17 protein-coding genes and 2 tRNA genes are annotated in these 20,799 nt (G+C 49.1%); 11 read left to right on the top strand and 8 right to left on the bottom strand.

What is annotated here, in order from left to right:
* Positions 1-100 precede the first annotated feature (100 nt).
* The gene (locus QUE66_RS06470) at positions 101-1,237 is read right to left on the bottom strand and encodes a TRAP transporter substrate-binding protein (protein ID WP_286223249.1); all 1,137 of its coding nucleotides are present in this window, start codon (positions 1,235-1,237) and stop codon (positions 101-103) included.
* 234 nt (positions 1,238-1,471) lie between these two features.
* On the opposite strand from QUE66_RS06470, the gene QUE66_RS06465 reads away from it, so the two are divergent.
* A tRNA-Leu gene (locus QUE66_RS06465) sits at positions 1,472-1,561 on the top strand.
* Between the two features lies 1 nt (position 1,562).
* Here the strand turns inward: QUE66_RS06465 and QUE66_RS06460 are convergent.
* Positions 1,563-2,321 (bottom strand): formylglycine-generating enzyme family protein, encoded by a 759-nt coding sequence (locus QUE66_RS06460; protein ID WP_286223248.1) that lies wholly within the window; start codon positions 2,319-2,321, stop codon positions 1,563-1,565.
* An 89-nt stretch (positions 2,322-2,410) separates the two neighbouring features.
* On the opposite strand from QUE66_RS06460, the gene QUE66_RS06455 reads away from it, so the two are divergent.
* Entirely contained in the window at positions 2,411-3,007 is a 597-nt protein-coding gene (locus QUE66_RS06455) for a phospholipase D family nuclease (protein ID WP_286223247.1), read from the top strand.
* On the opposite strand, the gene QUE66_RS06450 is transcribed toward QUE66_RS06455, so the two are convergent.
* The 5 genes from QUE66_RS06450 to QUE66_RS06430 are packed head-to-tail and all read right to left on the bottom strand — an operon-like array spanning position 3,004 to position 7,178.
* Positions 3,004-3,420 carry an ExbD/TolR family protein gene (locus QUE66_RS06450; RefSeq protein WP_108508781.1) on the bottom strand — a complete coding sequence of 139 codons (417 nt, stop codon included), beginning with the start codon at positions 3,418-3,420 and terminating at the stop codon, positions 3,004-3,006. The two genes, QUE66_RS06455 and QUE66_RS06450, sit on opposite strands and share 4 nt — an antisense overlap.
* 2 nt (positions 3,421-3,422) lie before the next feature.
* Positions 3,423-4,115, bottom strand: a complete 693-nt coding sequence (locus QUE66_RS06445; protein ID WP_286223246.1) for a MotA/TolQ/ExbB proton channel family protein — start codon at positions 4,113-4,115, stop codon at positions 3,423-3,425.
* Position 4,116: 1 nt separating this feature from the next.
* Positions 4,117-4,833: an energy transducer TonB gene (locus QUE66_RS06440; RefSeq protein WP_286223245.1), complete on the bottom strand. Its 717-nt coding sequence runs from the start codon at positions 4,831-4,833 to the stop codon at positions 4,117-4,119.
* A 2-nt stretch (positions 4,834-4,835) separates the two neighbouring features.
* The gene (gene murI / locus QUE66_RS06435) at positions 4,836-5,633 is read right to left on the bottom strand and encodes a glutamate racemase (protein WP_286223244.1); all 798 of its coding nucleotides are present in this window, start codon (positions 5,631-5,633) and stop codon (positions 4,836-4,838) included.
* 21 nt (positions 5,634-5,654) lie between these two features.
* Positions 5,655-7,178, bottom strand: a complete 1,524-nt coding sequence (locus QUE66_RS06430) for a fumarate hydratase (protein ID WP_286223243.1) — start codon at positions 7,176-7,178, stop codon at positions 5,655-5,657.
* 149 nt (positions 7,179-7,327) lie between these two features.
* Here QUE66_RS06430 and acs point away from each other — a divergent pair, with 149 nt between their 5' ends.
* The 9 genes from acs to nadB all read left to right on the top strand — a co-directional run bounded on the left by acs (position 7,328) and on the right by nadB (position 19,937).
* Complete coding sequence (gene acs, locus QUE66_RS06425; RefSeq protein WP_286223242.1) at positions 7,328-9,301, top strand: acetate--CoA ligase; 1,974 nt, start codon at positions 7,328-7,330, stop codon at positions 9,299-9,301.
* 59 nt (positions 9,302-9,360) lie between these two features.
* Positions 9,361-9,451: transfer RNA gene (locus QUE66_RS06420), tRNA-Ser, on the top strand.
* An 81-nt stretch (positions 9,452-9,532) separates the two neighbouring features.
* A complete protein-coding gene (locus QUE66_RS06415) occupies positions 9,533-10,015 on the top strand; it encodes a hypothetical protein (protein WP_286223241.1) in 483 nt (160 codons plus the stop codon).
* Positions 10,016-10,025: 10 nt separating this feature from the next.
* Positions 10,026-12,431 carry a DUF748 domain-containing protein gene (locus QUE66_RS06410; RefSeq protein WP_286223240.1) on the top strand — a complete coding sequence of 802 codons (2,406 nt, stop codon included), beginning with the start codon at positions 10,026-10,028 and terminating at the stop codon, positions 12,429-12,431.
* 72 nt (positions 12,432-12,503) lie between these two features.
* On the top strand, positions 12,504-13,202 hold the full coding sequence (locus QUE66_RS06405) for a sulfite exporter TauE/SafE family protein (RefSeq protein ID WP_286223239.1): 699 nt from the start codon (positions 12,504-12,506) through the stop codon (positions 13,200-13,202).
* A 16-nt stretch (positions 13,203-13,218) separates the two neighbouring features.
* Positions 13,219-13,425, top strand: coding sequence for a hypothetical protein (locus QUE66_RS06400; RefSeq protein WP_286223238.1), 207 nt, complete (start codon positions 13,219-13,221; stop codon positions 13,423-13,425).
* Positions 13,426-13,596: 171 nt separating this feature from the next.
* Positions 13,597-15,399: an NAD(P)H-dependent oxidoreductase subunit E gene (locus tag QUE66_RS06395; RefSeq protein WP_286223237.1), complete on the top strand. Its 1,803-nt coding sequence runs from the start codon at positions 13,597-13,599 to the stop codon at positions 15,397-15,399.
* A gap of 24 nt (positions 15,400-15,423) precedes the next feature.
* Complete coding sequence (fdhF, locus tag QUE66_RS06390) at positions 15,424-18,321, top strand: formate dehydrogenase subunit alpha (RefSeq protein ID WP_286223236.1); 2,898 nt, start codon at positions 15,424-15,426, stop codon at positions 18,319-18,321.
* Entirely contained in the window at positions 18,318-19,937 is a 1,620-nt protein-coding gene (gene nadB / locus QUE66_RS06385) for an L-aspartate oxidase (protein WP_286223235.1), read from the top strand. Before fdhF ends, nadB begins: the two co-directional genes overlap by 4 nt.
* Here the strand turns inward: nadB and nadC are convergent.
* Positions 19,930-20,796, bottom strand: coding sequence for a carboxylating nicotinate-nucleotide diphosphorylase (nadC, locus tag QUE66_RS06380; RefSeq protein WP_286223234.1), 867 nt, complete (start codon positions 20,794-20,796; stop codon positions 19,930-19,932). The genes nadB and nadC overlap by 8 nt on opposite strands.
* Positions 20,797-20,799 lie beyond the last annotated feature (3 nt).

The following is a 20,799-nucleotide window of genomic DNA, read 5'->3' as shown; positions in this document are numbered from 1 at the left end:
TACTGTTTATATATAAGAAATGGGATGGTTAAAAATAACCATCCCATCAAATCACTTCAACCGGTATTCTATCAAGAAAACCGGTTTTACTCAGCCTGTCTTAGGCTTTCTTGGCTGGCTGACCAAAATAGTGGTCATAGGCCATGCGACGACCAGTTGTGGTGTCTAGATCCCACTTCACAGAGCGTTTTGCAAATGCCTTTTGTGAGTCAACAATCCTTTTGAAGAGTGGGTTTTCTGCAGATTTCTTCGCAACCACATCATCAAATACTTTCAGCTGTGTACGCAATACTGAGTCTGGGGTCTTAAAGAACTTAACACCTTGCTTAGTTTGCATCTCTTCATAAGCGGATGAGTAGCGATCCACAGCTTTCCATGACATATCTGCAGATGCAGCATCTACCGCGTAGTCGAGGACAGCGCGAAGTTTCGCTGGCAATGCGTTGTACTTGGTGCCGTTAAACAGAATCTCAAATTGTTCAGCATTCTGATGGTAGCTCTGCAACATGCAAACCTTGGATACGTCTGGGAAGCCCAATTGACGATCTGAGGAAGCATTATTAAATTCCGCTGCATCCAAGAGGCCGCGATCCATTGCCGGAATGATTTCGCCACCAGGCAAGGCGTTTACAGAAGCACCCATGGCGGTGAACATATCAATGGCAATACCAACGGTACGGTATTTGAGGCCTTTTAGATCCTCTGCTTTGGTAATTGGCTTCTTGAACCAGCCGAGAGGTTGTGAAGGCATTGGGCCATACACATAAGACTTCACGTTGGCACCAACGGTTTTATAGAGCTCCTCGAGGAATTGTTGGCCACCGCCGTATTTATGCCATGCGAGCAGCATGTTCGCATCCATACCAAATGAAGGGCCTGATCCCCAGAGAGCTAGTGCAGAGTTCTTACCGTAGTGATAAGCAACTACGCCATGTCCACCATCGAGCGTACCTTTTGATACTGCATCCAAAAGTCCGAATGCAGGAACCACGGCGCCAGCAGGTAAAACATCAATCTTGAGTTCGCCACCGGTCATATCATTTACTTTTTTCGCGAAGTCGAGTGCGTACTCGTGGAAGATATCCTTCGCAGGCCAAGTAGATTGGAAGCGCATCGTTTGTGGCGCTGCCTGACCTTTAGAAATCATTGGAAAGCTTAGAGCGGCTGCTCCAGCGCTACCGACTGCTGCACCTTTTAAAAATTTACGACGTGGTGCTTGTTTTTTGGTTTCGGACATTCATATCTCCTAGTTAATATCAATTTAATACTGCGTGTAAAGCAGATGGAAATTGTAGGATTATTAGAAAGAATCATATATGGGGTAAACCCTTTGTTTGCATGGCTTCATGGTTATTTTTAAAGGCTGTGCGGTGAGGGTCAATTCTCTGCTCGTGATACGATTCAATCTGCGATTCATTGTTGCGATGCATCACCATGCGTAAACTATTTATTACAATGTTGGATTGCGTTTGCCCGAGTGGTGAAATCGGTAGACACAGCAGATTTAAAATCTGCCGCTCATAAAAAGGGCGTGCCGGTTCGATTCCGGCCTCGGGCACCAATTACGGATTTCGGACGCAGCGAAATCCGATGTAGACCACCACGGTGTTCTCAGGCTTGGTTGCCACATTCCCCTCCATTTGCTGTTCTGGTCCGTACCACCACGAGGCACCGCGGGTAATGCGCTCACTGTTAACTTTAGTTGACGTCCATTCCCATACATTGCCCCCCATATCCGATAGGCCATTCACCCCTGGCTGAGTCGTCCCGGCTGCAACATGGCCATCGCCACGGAGCAAACTTCCTGGTGGGGCCAAGCCTTTGTAGTTCCCACAGGCTGAACTTAAGCAATGGGAGCCCTTCGGGGTGCTGCCATTTGGGTAGGGGTAGCGCTGCCCCCGCTGAAAACCGGCCGGCGGGGTTTTACGTTGCTCCAAAAAGGCTGCCTCAGTCCATTCTTTATCAGTCGGTAAGCGTTTGCCAAAGAATTCGCAGATTGCTTGGGCCTCAAAAGCATTGAGGTGGACGGCCGGTTCATTGTCACCAGCTGATACCCCGTAGGGAGTACGCCAAGTCCAGCCAGGTTTTTTCACAAAGCCTAATTCATAGGAGGTGCCGCCACCAGCTTTCTCAGCTGCGCTTTGAAATCCGGTTGCAGCGGCATAGCGTTTGACCTCGCCTATCGTCATCTCATGCTGATCCCAAAGAATACCGTGGACCTCAAGACTCGGAATGGTTGATTTTGCGGACTGTGCGAATGTATGGAAGCTCAGTGTCAGTAATGACAATATGCAAATTTTGCTAATTGTGAGAATATTCATAAAAGTTTGTTAATCTCAATATTGATGTACAAGCATTTTTGCTGAATTCCAAATCTTTTGCACAACGGAATTTTTAAGCAACCAAGCCCATGAAAAAACACATTCTCTTTCTTCTCAGTGCGCTCTTTTTAGTTCAAACCGTTTGGGCGAATCCGGAGCCGACTAAAAATACGCGAGAGACTGCAAAAGCGGATGCACCCATGACTGCAGAGGTATTGGCAGTCTTTTTTACTCCGCCGACGGGAGCAGCACGGGGATTAATTCGTTATTTGGATGGCGCCAAGAAAAGTATTCAGGTGATGACCTATAGCTTTACCTATTTGGAGATTGCAGACGCGCTTGCGAGAGCAGCCAAACGCGGCGTGGAAGTGCAGGTGATTCAGGATGGGCCAACTGCAGCAAATAACTTTGATGTGATCCCGGTATTGCTTAAGGGAGGCGTATCAGTACGCGGCAATAAAGCCCACCGTATTTTTCATCATAAGGTGATGATTATTGACGGCGAGATTGTGGTGACCGGGAGTTATAACTTCACCAACAGTGCCGAGAAAAGTAATGCCGAGAACATGATTATTTTGCGCTCGACTCCTTTAGCGCAGCAGTATTACAAAAACTTTGTTTCGCATTGGGAGCGCAGTTACCCGATTACCACGCCGCCTGAGCGTAAGACAGTCAAACCCAATTAATCAGGCTCGGTCACAAACCCTAATTTTGTTAAGCCCGCTCGACGCGATGCGGCAAGCACCTGAGCAACCGCATCGTAGCGTACCGATTTATCAGCCCGTAGGTTGATCTCGGGTTGCGGGTCTTTCTTAGCGGCTTTATCCGCATACGCGGTAAAGGTTGCTAAGTCGATGGGTGTGCTATTCCAAAAGATTTGGCCTTTGCCATCAATCGTCAACTGAACCGACTCAGGCTTTACTTCATTGCGCACGCTATTCGCTTTGGGAAGTTCTACCTTCACCGCTTGTTGAACGACCGGTAGGGTGATCATAAAAATAATGAGTAATACCAACATGACATCCACCATGGGTGTCATGTTGATCTCGGCCATCATGCCATCTTCTTGCTGATCGTTTGAGGGATTACTAAAGGACATGATTAATCTTTCTGGGCAACGCGTGCACCAGTGACAAAGTAAGCCAGGAGATCGTTGGCAAAGCGATTGAGGTCGGCAACTACTAAGCGATTAGTACGATTAATGGTGTTGTAGCCAAGGACTGCTGGAATTGCAACTGCTAGACCAAAAGCGGTCATGATGAGTGCCTCACCGATTGGGCCGGCGACTTGATCGATCTGTGCGCTCCCAGAGCTGCTAATCGCAATCAGGGCATGATAGATTCCCCAGACGGTGCCAAACAAGCCGATAAATGGTGCGGTTGCCCCAGTGGACGCTAAAAAAGTTAATCCTTTTTGCAACTGTGCCGTTGAGGTATCAACCCCATTTTTTAAACTGCGTGCCATCCACTCGGAATAATTGAGGGTTTGGAATAGTTCACGATGACTAGCACTTTGGTTCTGATGATGCGCCGAAGCTTCGTTGCCAGTCTTTGCAACCATAAAGAAAGGATTGATGGCATGATTACTCAAGCTATTAAGTCCCTCATCAAAGGAGCGGGCTCGCCAAAAGGAATCTAATTCACCCTTGAGACGTTTGATATTACGTAATCCCCACAGGCGACTGATCAAAATGACCCAGGTCACGATTGACATAAATAAAAGTAGAAGAGCCACAAAGTGCGTGACGAAGTCACCTTGGGTCCAAAGATGGTGAAGGCCAAACGCGTTGTTCATATTAGGGGCTCTTTAGGTTGAATTTAATTAATAGATTGGTTGAGATTTTAGTGGGACTGCCGTTAATGGTGTACGGTTTAAATCGATAGCGCTTCCCAATTTCCATCGCGGCTCGATCAAGCCTGGGATAGGAGCTAGACTGCAGTAATCGCGCTTCTTCCACTTCACCGGACTCGCTAATGATGAGCCTAACCACCACCTCACCTTGCTCGCCCGCCCGTTTTGAGAATGAAGGGTAATACGGATCAGCGTCGGGCTGATAGACCACCACCAATTTACCAATATCGGTTTGGATGGGGGTGCCACTGACACCTCCGCCTGAAGTGGGGGGCGCAACATTGGCTGTTTGGGAGCTATCGGAAGCCTTGGTGGGCGGGGTTTCTGCTGAGGCGGCTGCCTTTGGAGCGGGCGTTGGGCTTGGCGCAGGAGATTCGGTTTTCTCTAGTTTTTTGGGTTGTGGCTTTGGGGTTGGTTTGGGTGCCTCAACTGGAACCTTAGGGGCTGGGGGTGCGGCTGTCTTAGCGGGCGCTTGCGGTGCCTCTGGAGCCAGAAGATTTGCCATGACGCGCTCGTCATTTTGATAATCCGGCGGCTTAGGACTTAAACCAAACTGAAAGGGAATGATTAATGACAAGTGCGCCAGAATCACCAGAGCAATGATGATGCGCTCATCCCGTGAGAAGGGAAGGTGCCAATGTGCGGAACTTGCAGAGGCCATGCTCAAATCATCAATGATTGTTGGTCGACGCTACGGGGTGACAGGGGAGTTTGCAATAAACGCTCTGCCATTGCGAGTAATGTATCCGCATTTGCAGTGCTCAGCAACTTTAATGACGCGACCCCTGATTCTTCAGCTAGTCTGTGCTGCAGAAGCTGCCGACTTAATTGACGAACCACCGCATCACTGGTATCGACGATGGTAATGGATGTACCAATGAGTTCCTTAATCTGGTTTTTCAGAAAAGGGTAATGCGTACAACCCAGAACTAAAGTGTCTGCTTGCGCCTCAATAATTACTTTCAGATGCGTTTGCAATAGCGCACGCATGGCTGGAGATTCGATTTGTCCATCCTCGATGAGCGCCACCAGGCCGGCGCCCGCTTGTTTAATAAAGCGACAGTGACTGGGTAATGTGGCTAAGAGCGCATTGAACTTATCGCTATTGAGAGTTGCCTCGGTAGCGAGCACGCCTACAACACCATTTTGGGATTGCATGGCGGCTGGTTTAATACCGGGCTCGACACCAATGATGGGTATTTGAAGCTCAGAGCGGATTTGCGCAATCGCTTCTGCGGTTGCGGTATTGCATGCCACCACAATGGCATCGCAACCTTGATCAGCCAGGTAGCGACACATCTGCAAACTGCGCTTGGCAATCCAAGACGCAGATTTTTCTCCATAGGGCGCGTTGGCAGAATCCGCTAAGTAAATGTAATGATGCCGGGGTAACTGCTTGAGCGCCTCATCCAAAATGGATAAACCGCCAACCCCAGAATCAAATACACCGATCGTTGCCAAGGTTGCTTACCAGTCAGTCTATTAAGCGACGCTCACTGGAATCTTGCCAATTTTCATTTGCCATTCTTTAGGACCCGTTTCATGCATGGAGATCCCTTGAGAGTCAACCGCTACAGTCACTGGCATATCGACCACATCGAATTCGTAGATGGCTTCCATACCTAAATCTTGAAATGCAACCACCTTCGCATGGGCAATCGCTTTCGATACTAAATAGGCTGCGCCGCCCACCGCCATGAGATATGCAGAGCGATGCTTTTTGATGGACTCGATCGCTACGGGGCCGCGTTCGGCTTTACCAATCATGGCGATCAAACCGGTTTGCCCCAACATTGTCTCGGTAAATTTATCCATTCGAGTGGCGGTGGTTGGGCCTGCTGGGCCGACCGCCTCACCACGCACGGGGTCAACAGGACCGACGTAATAGATCACGCGATTTTTAAAGCTAACAGGTAAAGACTCGCCTTTAGCCAGCATATCAGCAATGCGTTTGTGGGCCGCATCACGGCCGGTGAGAATCTTGCCATTCAGCAATAGCGTCTGACCCGGTTTCCAGCTGGCCACCTCCTCGGGTGTTAATGCATTGACATCGATGCGCTTAGATTGCTTAGTATCAGGTTGCCAAGCAACCGCAGGCCAGTCGCCTAGAGATGGGATATCAAAATGAGCTGGGCCGTTACCGTCAAGATGAAAATGAACATGCCGTGTCGCCGCACAGTTCGGAATCATTGCCACTGGTAAAGAGGCGGCGTGTGTGGGGTAGTCCATGATCTTCACATCAAGAACGGTTGCGAGTCCACCAAGACCTTGAGCGCCGATCCCTAATTGATTGACCTTTTCATAGATCTCAAGACGTAATTCATCAATGCGATTTTGGGGTCCGCGCGCAATGAGTTCTTGAATATCAATGGGCGCCATCAAGGATTCTTTAGCAAGCAACGCTGCTTTCTCAGGCGTGCCACCAATTCCGATTCCGAGAATGCCGGGAGGGCACCAGCCAGCACCCATCGTGGGAACTGTTTTTATAACCCAATCCACAATGGAATCAGATGGATTGAGCATCACCATCTTCGCCTTGTTCTCGGAACCTCCCCCTTTGGCTGCGCAGATCACCTCAAGATCATCGCCTGGCACGATCTCATAATGAATCACCGCAGGCGTGTTATCACCCGAGTTTTTGCGCTTACCGGCGGGGTCTAAGAGCACCGAGCCACGCAATGGATTATCAGGATTCATGTATGCGCGCCGCACACCCTCATTGACCATGTCAGCAACACTCATGGTGGCGCCGCTCCAGTTGATGTTCATACCCACCTTCAGGAAGACCACTGCAATCCCGGTGTCCTGACAAATTGGCCGCTTACCCTCGGCACACATTTTGCTATTGGTCAAAATTTGAGCAATCGCATCTTTTGCTGCTAGGCCTTGTTCAAGCTCGTAGGCACGCCCCATGGCTTGAATGAAATCCCGAGGATGGTAGTAGGAAATAAACTGGAAAGCGTCCGCAATGCTTTGAATCAGGTCGTCTTGGCGTATCGTAGGCATAGGAATATTTCAAAAAGTGGAATGAAATGAGCATTTTAAGGGTTTGCCATAGGGCAAATCAGGACTTAATTCACTTATCGTCATATGAAACGATAGACGGATTGTTTGTTGTGTTGTCACTATAAGTTTTTAGAGAGGGTGTTATTCGTATGGAACCATTAATGCAAGAAAACCGGATTTTTAATCCACCCGCTGATTTTGTAAAAAACGCCGCCATTTCAGGAATGGACGCTTACAAAAAGTTATGCGCAGAAGCTGAGAAAGATTACGAGGGATTTTGGGGGCGCTTGGCTAAAGAAAATCTCTATTGGAAGCAAGTGTTCACGACAGTGCTCGATGAGTCCAAAGCGCCTTTTTATAAATGGTTTGAAGATGGCACAACCAATGCCTCATACAACTGCCTTGATCGTAATTTGCAAAATGGCAATGCGAACAAAACTGCCATCATTTTTGAGTCGGATGATGGCAAAGTAACCAATGTCACCTATCAAGAGCTGCATGATCGTGTTTGTCAATTGGCGAATGCTTTGCGCAAACGCGGTATTAAAAAGGGTGATCGCGTCATCATTTATATGCCGATGTCAGTCGAGGGCGTGATTGCCATGCAAGCATGCGCTCGTATTGGTGCCACACACTCGGTGGTATTCGGAGGCTTCTCTGCCAAATCGCTGCAAGAACGCATCATTGATGCGGGAGCGGTGGCAGTGATTACTGCCGATGAGCAAATGCGTGGCGGTAAAGCCTTGCCTCTAAAAACGATTGTGGATGAAGCGCTATCACTCGGTGGTTGCGAGAACATTAAAAACGTGATCATCTACAAGCGTACGGGCGGCAACATTCCGTTTAAGGCCGGCCTTGATTCGTGGATGCACGAGGTGACCGCTAATGAAGCAAAAACCTGTGATCCAGAATGGGTGAGCGCTGAGCATCCCTTATTTATTTTGTATACCTCGGGCTCAACCGGCAAGCCAAAAGGCGTGCAACATTCTACCGGTGGCTATCTACTGTGGGCCATTCTCACGATGAAGTGGACCTTTGATATCAAGCCAAGCGATATCTTTTGGTGCACGGCCGATATTGGTTGGGTCACTGGCCACTCTTATATTGCTTATGGCCCATTAGCAGTCGGTGGAACGCAAATTGTGTTTGAGGGTGTGCCTACATTCCCAAATGCTGGCCGTTTTTGGGAGATGATCCAAAAACACAAGGCCACAATTTTCTATACGGCACCCACTGCGATTCGTTCTTTGATCAAAGCATCAAATACGGATCCAAGTGTGCATCCTAAAAATTATGATCTCAGCTCATTGCGTCTTTTGGGATCGGTGGGCGAGCCGATTAATCCAGAGGCATGGATGTGGTACTACGAGAACATTGGCGGCTCGCGTTGTCCGATTGCCGATACCTTCTGGCAAACCGAGACCGGTGGTCACATGATTAGCCCATTGCCCGGTGCAACCCCGATGGTTCCTGGCTCTTGCACCTTGCCATTGCCTGGCATTATGGCTGCCATTGTGGACGAAACGGGTAACGATATGCCCAATGGGCAGGGCGGCATCTTGGTAGTGAAGCGTCCATGGCCATCGATGATCCGTACGATTTGGGGTGACCCCGACCGCTTTGTCAAAGCGTATTTCCCAGACGAGTTTGGTCGCAAACTTTATTTGGCGGGTGATGGTGCGATTCGAAATAAAGATACAGGCTATTTCACGATTACTGGCCGTATCGATGACGTTCTGAACGTTTCAGGGCATCGTATGGGCACGATGGAAATTGAATCAACCCTCGTTGCCAATCCGCTAGTCGCTGAAGCTGCTGTTGTAGGGCGCCCTGATGACATGACCGGTGAAGCGATTTGCGCTTTCGTGGTTCTCAAGGGTAAGCGACCCGAAGGGGAGGAGGCCAAGAAGATTGCCACCGAGTTACGAAATTGGGTAGGTAAAGAGATTGGTCCGATTGCAAAGCCAAAGGATGTGCGTTTTGGTGATAACTTGCCAAAGACCCGTTCTGGAAAGATTATGGGCAGACTCTTGCGTGTGATTGCCAAGGGCGAGGACATCACACAGGATACCTCCACGCTTGAAAATCCAGCGATCTTGGAGCAATTAAAGAAGTCGCTGTAAGCGTCACAAAAGCAACAGAAATCATCTGCCACTCTTCGAACCGTATAATGAACGGTTTCGGAGAGGTGGATGAGCGGTTTAAGTCGCACGCCTGGAAAGCGTGTGTAGGTTAATAGCCTACCGCGGGTTCGAATCCCGCCCTCTCCGCCAAATGGCAATGAATCGCTTTAAATCGCGATCCACTCTTTAGCTTTCAGGTCATTCAGTTAAATTATCTGTATGAGGCCTCATGTGAACAAAAACCGGCTTGGTGAAGAGATCAAAAAAATGCTGATCTTGTTCATCTATTTTTCAATCTGGTTCTGCGCGCTTGCATTTCTGAGTTTCTCGGTGGAGCGTTTGCAAGGCTTTCCCTATATCCATATTGGCTTGGCTTTAGTGAAAGCATTGTTGTGTGCCAAGTTCATGCTGATGGGCCAGATGTTATATCCGATCGAGAGTAAGCGTGATAAACCGCTCATTGGGCAGATCCTGCCTCGCTCGATTGTCTATGTAGGTGTCGTAGTTTTGTTGAGCGCTCTCGAATCCGGGATAGAGGGTTGGTTTCATCATCGTGGATTTATTAGCTCTTTAGCTAATTTCGGAAACGGTGACCCCATCCATATACTGGCACTGAGTTTGATCTATTGGTTAATTGTGTTGCCTTACCTCACATTTATGAGCTTGCAATCGGTCATCGGGTCGCCGGAGATGAAAAAGATTTTTTGGGGCTAATTGCGAATTGATGCGATTGTCCAGTGTTCGACCTTTTCGTATTTCTCTAATCTTCAGTGCGGTACTGGCAATTTTGGCCAGTGCTTTTTGGATCATTGGCAGCACCTGGGCGCCTACTTGGATCAAAAAGCAAATTGAGGAATATAGCCAGCGACTAGGATATTCGTTACAGATTCAATCCATTAGCGTCAAACCCTTTCAATTAACTGCTCGGGTGGAGGGTCTGCGCCTTCAACAAATTCAGGGCAAACAATTATTCGCATTAGATGCCGGTCTGATTCGTCTGCACTGGAGCAAATTAATGACCGGAGAGTTGGGGATTCGTGATCTACAACTCACGAATCCATCGATCTTGCTTGAGCGCCCAGATGGCGATGGAGCGAAGTGGAACTGGATGCAATTGATTGAGACGATCAATGCCCAAAAACCACCATCGACACCCACCAAATCAAAAACAATCAAAGTATCCGTTGATCAATTCGGAATTCAAGGGGCGCGTCTTCAGTTTCGCGATGGGCAAACCAAGTTTACTGATGATCTAGGACCGTTTTCTCTCAATCTAAAACAACTTAGTAATTATCGACAAGCATCTGATGAGCCTGGTGTGGAGGGTTTGTATGAGCTCGATCTGGGCAAGGTTGACGTGCTCATTCCATCACTCAATAAGATGGTGCTATTTAACAACGTTCAAGCCTCGGGAGGAGTTAGTAGTCCAGAGCCTGAGCAACTTACGGCGAAGTTAAACCTCAAACTTGATGCTGGCGTATTGGATTTCCTTTTTCATCTAGAGCCTAAACAAAATTTAATTAAGATTGATGTGGCCATCGATAACCTGTCTGTGGCCCCAATCGTTACTTTGTTGCCAGCCAACAATCCTTTGCAGACCAACTCGGGTGTCATGGCTGGCAAATTGGAGTATCAAACTCGCCAAGGGCTATGGTCAACCGTGGGTGAGTTAAGCCTTAAGAATATTGAAATCACCGAAGGTAAGCCGCGGCAGCCCTTCATGAAATGGCGCCAAGCCGATCTCAAGCAAATTGATCTTCGTAAATTAGCGAGTGGTAAAACATCACTCACGATTGATGAGGTGTTGTTTGATCAACCTGACTTTAAGTACGAACTTGATGAGCAAGGGTTCTCGAACATTCGTCGAATGTTTTCTAAACCTGCTCCAAGCCCAGCTCCAGCCTCAGAGTCACCGAAAAGTGCAGCAGAAGTAAAGCCGTCAAATTTTGAGCTCGACATTAAAGCCATCAAATTGCGAAATGGCATTGTGCACTATGCCGATTTGGGTGTAGTGCCACAGTTACAAACCGATATTCGTAAACTCAATGGTTCCTTGCTCGGCGTGAGTAATGTTCCTGGCCGCTATGCAGCGATTGCTCTTGATGGATTGATTGCAGATCATGGCAGTTTTCGAGCCAAAGGTCAGGCTGCTTTTGAAGACCCGCGCCGCAACCATGACGTGTCATTCGAATTTAAGAATGTTCCACTGAAGGCTACGAATGCCTATTTCATGAAATACGCCGGGTATGCGATTCAAGATGGGCGCTTGGACCTGATGTTGAACTATAGGGCTAAGGATGCTGAGCTAGTTGGCCAAAATCGTTTCGTCATCAAAGATATTGAGCTCGGGGAAGAAGTGCCTAATTTTCAGGGGCGGCGCTTACCCCTGCGACTAGCGATTGCCTTGCTAGAGGACTCCGATAATGTGATTGATATTTCACTGGGGATCAAAGGGAATGTTGATTCTCCAGAGTTCTCGGCGACCGGTCTCGTTTGGCAAGCAATTCGTACTGTGCTCACCAATATTGTTACCGCACCGTTTCGAGCATTAGCCTCCTTATTGGGGCTTCAAAGCGATACGCCGATTCATGCAGTATTGGGCGAGAGCTCTTATTTACCAGTTGATCAAGAGAAACTCGATAAATTAGCAGGGGTCTTAGTAAAACGTCCCCATGCCACGATTGAGTTTGTTGGCGCCTATGATCCCAATGCCGATAAGGCAGCCTTAGCTAGGGCGCGTGCTGATCGCGCTATTTTGAATGCTGCCGGATTTAAATTGAGCCCTCAGGAACCTCTCCCTATCCCCAGTCTTTCGGACCCTCGGGTTCAATCTGGAGTCAAATCCGCGTATGGGCAACAAGTCGGCCGAATTAAATTAGCCCAGCGTTTGATTTCGCTGCCTGACAATGAGGCGCGCTATCAGCAACTGCGCAATGAGCTAATCGAAAGTTATGCGGTGAGCGAGGCCGAGCTATTGCAATTGGCAAGCGCACGAGCCAATCGCGCTAAAGAGTTAATGGTTGCACAGCAACCTAATTTAGCCGAACGAATTACCATAGGAGCATCTAAGGCGGTCAGTGCTGATCAAGAGGGTATTCCTTTGGGTATTTCCTTGGGTAGTAAAAAATAACACCAACAAAGTACATTTATTTTTGAGTTAATTAGCCCCGCCTCATTTATTGCCGCTTGCACAATCGTGTTGGTGGCGTACTTCATTTTTGGAGTGACCGGTTTTGGGTCATCGATTATTTCGGTGCCGGTGCTCGTATTATTCTTCCCCTTACAGGTCGTCGTGCCGATTATGGTGATACTCGATCTGTGTGCGGCATTCTATTTGGGCACAAAGTCCTTTGATGCAGCCGACAAGAAAGAACTCGCCTGGTTACTGCCATTTAGTTTTATCGGTATGGTGATTGGTATCACCTTGCTCTTGAAGGCTCCGCCGGAGCCTTTGCTGATCACCTTGGGCGCCTTTGCCGCATTCAATGGCTTGCGAGTGTTAACCAAGAAAAAATCGGCACCCATGCATACCATCTCGCAGTATTGGTCGATGCCCTTTGGTATTGCCGGAGGGATTTTTACAGCATTGTTTGCTACAGGCGGACCCATCTATGCATCGTATTTAGCGATGCGTTTTAACCAACCCAATACACTCCGCGCAACCATGGCCTTTGCCATTCTGATTTTTGTGTTCTTACGTCTGATCTTTATGTTGGTTACAGGCCTGATATTGAACTGGGAGGTTTTAGGTCTGGCATTATTTCTGGTGCCCTGTATGGTGATTGGTCTTTGGGTTGGCTCAAAAACCCATCGGCGCCTGAGTATTCATCATATGCAATTGGCCTATGGCAGCATTTTGGTATTTGCGGGATCGGTCCTCTTAATAAAGCAAATGTTTTAGGTGATAGACTCGACGTATGACAATGAAAATATTGATTGCTGGATTAGTGATTGCCAGTAGCTTAGGCTTATCAGCCTGTGGTACGGTACAGTCCGCCGCGCAAGCCGATTGCACGGCAGTGGGCTTACGGGTAGGAACGCCCGATTTTGAAGCCTGTTTTAAAGCCCGTGTCCGGGAAAGGGAAATGGACTACAGCAATACCTTTTTGCCTAGTTCCAATTAATCTAAACAGGTAGAAGCTGGACTCCCTGCCAAACTTCAGGGTTAACCCTGATTCGGGAGATCTTGAGCCATATCAATTACTTAGATGGGTAGATCAATTACATTGATTTCAATCATTAAAAGGTCATGTAGAACGATCTTTTAAATAACTATTTAGAGAGACTAAAACAGCATGAATCACCCTAAGCCCTCTAGCGAAATCAAGGCGGTTGCCATTGCAAGTGCAGATGACCTTCGTGAGCGAATTCGGCAAAAAAGTAAATTAAAAGGGCGACAGGCGGATGATGCATCCTTAGCCGAAGTTAAAAAACTGATCGGTGATGGCCCATATCGACGTGACCTACTAATTGAGAACTTGCATCTCATTAATGACGCCTACCGCGCTTTGCATGATCGGCACTTAGCGGCACTGGCCAAGCTAATGAACTTGCCGATGGCCGAGGTTTATGAAGTTGCCACGTTCTATCATCACTTCGAAGTCGTGCGCGGCAATGATCCGGTTGCTGATATTACGGTGCGGGTGTGCGATGGATTGTCATGCGAGCTAGCTGGTGCTAAACAGTTATTGGAGCGCTTACCAACGATTCTTGGTAATGCGAAGACCAAAGTGATTGCAGCTCCGTGTGTAGGTCGCTGTGAGCAAGCACCAGTGGCGGTGGTGCATCAATACCCCGTATTGTTTGCTGACGCAGAAAAAGTATCGAAAGCGGTTAAAAATCGTCAACTGACCCATCCCAAGGCAAAGGATGATGCTCAATTTGAGCCCGCAGACTTTGCGCAGCACGCCGTGAGTCCTGAGCAAAAAGCCAATGAGGTATCTCCTGCGTATGTGGGTTATGAGGCCTATTGTGCAAAAGGTGGTTACGCCTTAGTCAACGAGTTTGATAGTGGTAAGCGCGAGGTTGAGTCCATTATTAAGGCGATGGAAGATTCTGGTTTGCGCGGTCTTGGTGGTGCTGGATTCCCGGCTGGGCGCAAATGGCGGATTGTGAAGGATCAACCGGCACCTAAGCTCATGGCGGTCAATATTGACGAGGGTGAGCCCGGAACATTTAAAGACCGTACCTATTTGGAGCGCGACCCTCATCGCTTCCTTGAGGGAATGTTGATTGCTGCGCGCGTAGTTGGAATTGATGCTTGTTACATCTACTTGCGTGACGAGTATCACGGCTGCCGCGAGTTGCTTGATGCTGAGATTAAAAAACTTCAAGCGCATGCATCGTTCAAGTTGCCGCTGATTGAGTTGCGCCGAGGAGCGGGTGCCTACATCTGCGGCGAAGAGTCCGCCATGATCGAGAGTATTGAGGGTAAGCGGGGCGAGCCTAGAATGCGTCCTCCTTACATTGCACAAGTTGGTTTATTTGGTCGACCCACGCTTGAGCATAATTTTGAGACCTTGTATTGGGTACGCGACATTATTGCGCGTGGACCACAATGGTTTAGTTCCTTTGGCCGTCATGATCGCAAAGGCTTGCGAAGCTTTAGTGTGAGTGGTCGAGTGAAATATCCAGGTGTCAAACTTGCACCAGCTGGTATCACCATTCAGGAGCTGATTGATGAGTATTGCGGTGGTATGCAAGAAGGTCACACTTTCTATGGCTATTTGCCGGGAGGTGCTTCAGGCGGTATCTTGCCAGCGACCATGAATACCATTCCATTAGATTTTGATACTTTGCAGCCTTATGGTTGTTTTATCGGTTCTGCAGCTGTAATGGTCTTTAGTCATCAAGATAAGGCGCGCGATGCAGCCCTAAACGTGATGCGCTTTTTTGAGCACGAGAGTTGTGGTCAATGCACCCCATGCCGGGTTGGAACTAGTAAAGCTGCGCAATTGATGCAAGCACGTGTATGGGATCAGGCTACTTTGGAGGATCTGTCCACGGTGATGGTGGATGCCTCTATCTGTGGTCTTGGGCAAGCAGCACCAAACCCCATCCGTTGCATCCATAAATATTTCCCCCACGAAATTGCATAACCGCTTAGATAGGGAGCTTAAGGCGTGAACGCACCAGTCAATCCGCAAGAACTTGCATTGCAAACCGTTGAGTTCAAACTCGATGGCAAGACAATCGTTGCCTATGATGGTGAGACCATCTTAAAAGCAGCCAAACGTCATGGAATTGATATCCCCCATTTGTGCTTTAAGGACGGCTATCGTCCCGACGGTAATTGCCGCGCATGCGTGGTCGAGATCAATGGCGAGCGCACCTTGGCGCCCAGTTGCTGCCGAGCCGCTACTGCTGGCATGGAAGTCAAAGCCAATAGTGAGCGTGCCCTAAAGAGCCAAAAATTAGTGCTTGAGATGCTTCTCTCTGACATGCCCGATGAAGGCTATAAATGGGTCGGTGATAGCGATGCTGAACGTGAGCGTCAGCAACATGGGGAACTTAGTGAATGGGCCAGCCGTCTTGATGTAGCGGTTCGTCCTGAACTCAAGGCCTTGCGCCGTCACCAACCACCGGCTGATTTGTCGCACCCTGCGATGGCTGTTAATTTGGATGCGTGTATTCAGTGCAACCGTTGTGTACGCGCTTGCCGTGAAGAGCAGGTCAATGATGTGATTGGCTACGCGATGCGTGGCGCACATAGCGAAATCGTATTTGATTTGAACGATCCGATGGGTATTAGCACTTGCGTCGCTTGTGGCGAATGCGTACAAGCCTGTCCAACCGGTGCTTTGATGCCCAAAACCCACATTGGTTCTCAAGCTGTTGATCGTAAGGTAGATTCGGTATGCCCATTCTGCGGGGTGGGTTGTCAAATTACCTACAACGTGAAAGACGAAAAAATTGTAAGCGTGGATGGTCGTGATGGCCCTGCAAATCACAGTCGTCTGTGCGTGAAGGGCCGATTTGGCTTTGATTATGTGCATAACCCTCAACGCTTAACCAAGCCGTTGATTCGTAAACCTGGTGTAGCAAAGGACGAGCATTCGATTGAGTCTGCAGGTAAAAATCCTGAGGATTGGAGCGAAGTCTTCCGTGAAGCTACTTGGGAAGAGGCCTTGGATCTTGCAGCCGGTAAATTAAAGGCCTTACGTGATCAACATGGCAAGAAGACTTTGGCAGGATTCGGTTCGGCCAAAGGTAGTAACGAAGAGGCCTACTTATTTCAGAAGCTCGTACGGACCGGCTTCGGTAGCAACAACGTCGACCATTGCACCCGCTTATGCCATGCATCGAGTGTTGCTGCCTTGCTCGAAGGTGTTGGTTCTGGAGCAGTGAGTAACCAGGTCAATGATATCGAGCACTCTGGCTTAATTCTGGTGATTGGTTCTAACCCAACCGCCAATCATCCCGTGGCCGCGACTTGGATGAAAAACGCTGCTAAGAATGGCACCAAGATTGTGTTGGCCGATCCACGCGTGACCGATATTGGTAAGCACGCTTGGCGCACCTTGCAATTTAAGCCAGATACCGATGTTGCCATGCTCAATGCCATGATCTATACGGTGATTGAAGAGGGCTTGTGCGATCAAAACTTTATTTCTCAGCGCGCTTCAAACTTTGAAGCCCTTAAAGAGAATGTCAAGGGTTACAGCCCTGAGGCAATGGCACCAATTTGTGGCGTGCCTGCCGCAACCCTGCGTGAGGTAGCGCGCGAGTTTGCTAAATCTAAAGCCTCGATGATTTTATGGGGCATGGGTGTGAGCCAACATGTGCATGGCACCGATAATGCCCGTTGTTTAATTGCATTGGTCAGTATTACCGGTCAAATTGGTAAGCCTGGCTCCGGTTTGCATCCACTGCGTGGTCAGAACAATGTCCAAGGTGCCAGTGACGCGGGATTGATCCCCATGATGTTCCCGAACTATCAGCGCGTTGATAACGCCCAGGCACATGAGTGGTTCGAGAAGTTTTGGAACACCCCCTTAGATAAAAAGCCTGGATATACCGTAGTTGAGATCATGCATAAGATCACAGCACCAGATTCGGATCCTGACAAGATTCGGGGGATGTACATCATGGGCGAGAACCCCGCCATGAGTGATCCCGATCTAAACCATGCGCGCCATGCTTTGGCATCGCTTGATCACCTTGTCGTGCAAGATATATTTATGACCGAGACCGCGTGGTTAGCCGACGTTATCCTGCCAGCAAGCGCATGGCCTGAGAAAACCGGCACCGTGACCAATACTGACCGTATGGTGCAGCTGGGTAAGCGCGCTCTCAATCCACCTGGTGATGCAAAGCCTGATTTGTGGATTATTCAGGAGCTTGCTAAGCGCATTGGCTTGCAGTGGGGTTACCAAGGCGAGGAGTGCGGTGTTGCTGAGGTCTATGACGAGATGCGTCGCGCCATGCATGCCGTGATCAATGGCATTACCTGGGATCGCTTGCAGCGTGAGTCATGTGTCACTTATCCATGCTTAAGCGAGGATGATCCAGGCCAGCCCATCGTGTTTGACGAGAGCTTCCCAACCGCTGATGGCAAAGTAAAACTGGTGCCTGCCGATATTATTCCGGCCAATGAGCGACCTGATACAGAATATCCTTTTGTATTAATCACAGGGCGCCAGCTCGAGCATTGGCATACTGGTAGCATGACCCGACGCGCAGGGGTTCTGGATGCGATCGAGCCCATGGCGACCGCCTCGATGTGTGGTGAAGACATGGCAAAGTTGGGTTTAAACCCAGGGGATGTGATTACTGTGAAGTCCCGCAGGGGTGAGGTTGGGATTCATGTTCGGCGGGATGATGGCACACCCAGTGGGGCTGTATTTATGCCGTTTGCTTATTACGAGGCAGCAGCTAATCTGATGACCAACCCTGCGTTGGATCCTTTTGGCAAGATTCCAGAGTTTAAGTATTGCGCTGTGGCAGTTCATAAAGGCGGCAAGCCAGCACAGCACATTGGTTATGACCGAACGGTAAACGATGCTATGCTCATTCAATGAGCGTAGCGCATGACCAACATCATCCTGTATTAATCATTGGGGCCGGCTTAGCCGGCCTTACTGTTGCCCTTCACCTCGCAGACCGTCAACCGGTGATCTTGATGGCCAAGCGCCGTCTGAGCGAAGCAGCAACTGCTTGGGCGCAAGGCGGGATTGTTGGGGTTCTCGATCAAGAGGACAGCATTGAATCGCATGTGGTCGATACAGTCAATGCCGGAGCAGGACTCGTTGTTGAGTCGGTAGCGCGTTACGTTGCCGAGCAGAGTGCGCAAGCAATTCATTGGTTGGTTGAGCAAGGTGTCCCATTTACTCCTGATCAATCTGGTCCCGAAGGATTGCATTTAACCCGTGAGGGTGGGCATAGTCATCGACGCATCGCCCATGCTGCGGATGCAACTGGTAAGGCAATTCATGAGGTATTGCTAGATAAAGCCAGAGCACATCCCAATATCCGGATTCTTGAGAACTGGATTGCACTCGATCTCATCACCAATAAGCATTTACAAGTGCCCGCAAAGTACAAATCGAATCGTTGCTATGGGGCGTACGCACTTGATATTGAGAAGGGTCGGGTAGAAACGATCCTAGCCAAAGCTGTGGTGCTGGCAACGGGCGGCCTGGGAAAGGTCTATCGTTATACCAGTAATCCCGATACCGCCACTGGTGATGGAATTGCGATGGCATGGCGCGCAGGCTGCCGGATCGGCAACATGGAGTTCGTGCAATTTCATCCAACCTGTTTGTATCATCCAAGCGATCGCACCTTCCTGATTACCGAGGCGATGCGTGGTGAGGGCGGAATCTTGAAGTTGCCCAATGGTCATCGATTTATGCCGGAGCATGATGATCGTAATGAGCTCGCTCCCCGCGATATCGTGGCACGAGCCATCGACTTCGAGATGAAAAAACATGGCTTGGATTATGTGCATCTCGATGCAACGCATCTTGGTGAATCATTCATTCGGGAACACTTCCCCATGATTTACTCACGCTGCCTCGCTTTGGGTATCGACATCACCAAACAACCAATTCCCGTGGTACCCGCTGCACATTACACCTGTGGAGGGGTTGTCACTGACCTTAAGGGTCGCACTGATTTAAGCGGCCTATATGCGGTAGGTGAGGCAACCTACACTGGATTGCATGGCGCTAATCGCTTGGCCTCTAACTCATTGTTGGAATGTGTGGTGATTGGTAAGGCTGCTGCAGCCGATATCCTAGAGCAGGGCGATATTGAACAAGCTCCAGTGCGGCTATGGGATGAAAGTAAGGTTGAAGACGCTGATGAGCAAGTCGTCATTGCGCATAACTGGGATGAGTTACGCTCCTTGATGTGGAACTACGTGGGCATTGTGCGAACCACACGTAGACTCGAGCGCGCCTTGCACCGCATTGAGCTCTTGCGTACTGAGGTCCAAGACTACTATGCCAATTTCAGAGTAAGCCGAGATTTAATTGAGTTACGCAACTTACTTGAGTGCGCTGAACTAGTGGTCCGCTCGGCCTTATTGCGTAAGGAGAGTCGAGGCTTGCACTTTAGTCGTGACTATCCAAAAACCTGGCCGGTTTCATATCCAACCATTCTGACCCCGATTCAAACTCAGCGCTCTACGTAATACGATCGATGCGCATTGAGTAATCGATTGCCTGAATATCCTTAGTCAATTTGCCAATTGAGATTCGGTCAACACCCGTTGCTGCAATAGCACGGAGTTGATCTTGGGTAACGCCACCAGATGCCTCTAAGAGAGCTCGGCCGCCAGTGAGCTTTACGGCCTCGCGCATTTGATCGAGAGTAAAGTTATCGAGCAAAATACTCTTAGCGCCGTGATCGATCGCCTCTTGGAGCTCTACGAGACTTTCCACTTCAATTTGTACATCCACCCCTGCGTTGAGTTGATTGGCAGCAGCTAATACCGCCACAATACTACCTGCCGCAGCGATGTGATTCTCCTTAATCAAGATGCCATCCCATAAGGCCATCCGTTGGTTCTGACCATGACCGATTCGAACCGCATATTTTTGGGCTTGCCGCAGCCCTGGGATCGTTTTGCGGGTATCCAAAATGGCGCAACCCTTGGGATTAGGGCTAGCATCTGCAATCGCCTCAACGTAGCGGCGGGTGGTGGTTGCGGTTGCAGAAAGGGTCTGCAAAAAGTTCATGGCGGGGCGTTCAGCGCTAAGTAGGGAGCGAGCGTTTGATGAAATTTCACAGACCAGATCATTGGGCGCCATCCAATCACCCTCGGAGAAGAGCCAATGAATTCGTGCCTGCGCATCCAGAGCATGAATCACCGCATCAAACCATGCAGTTCCACACAGTACGGCCGGCTCACGCACAATTAATCTGGCATGGGCCGTTTGATCAGCGGGCACCAGATTGGCGGTCCAATCGCCGCGACCCAAATCTTCATAGAGGGCATGACGCACATTGCGAGCAATCGCCTGATCTAAGGATTCGTTATCAGAAAACATGGA

This window comes from Polynucleobacter sp. HIN6 (genome assembly GCF_030297575.1).
GTDB lineage: Bacteria > Pseudomonadota > Gammaproteobacteria > Burkholderiales > Burkholderiaceae > Polynucleobacter.
This window is presented reverse-complemented; position numbering and strand designations above follow the sequence as displayed.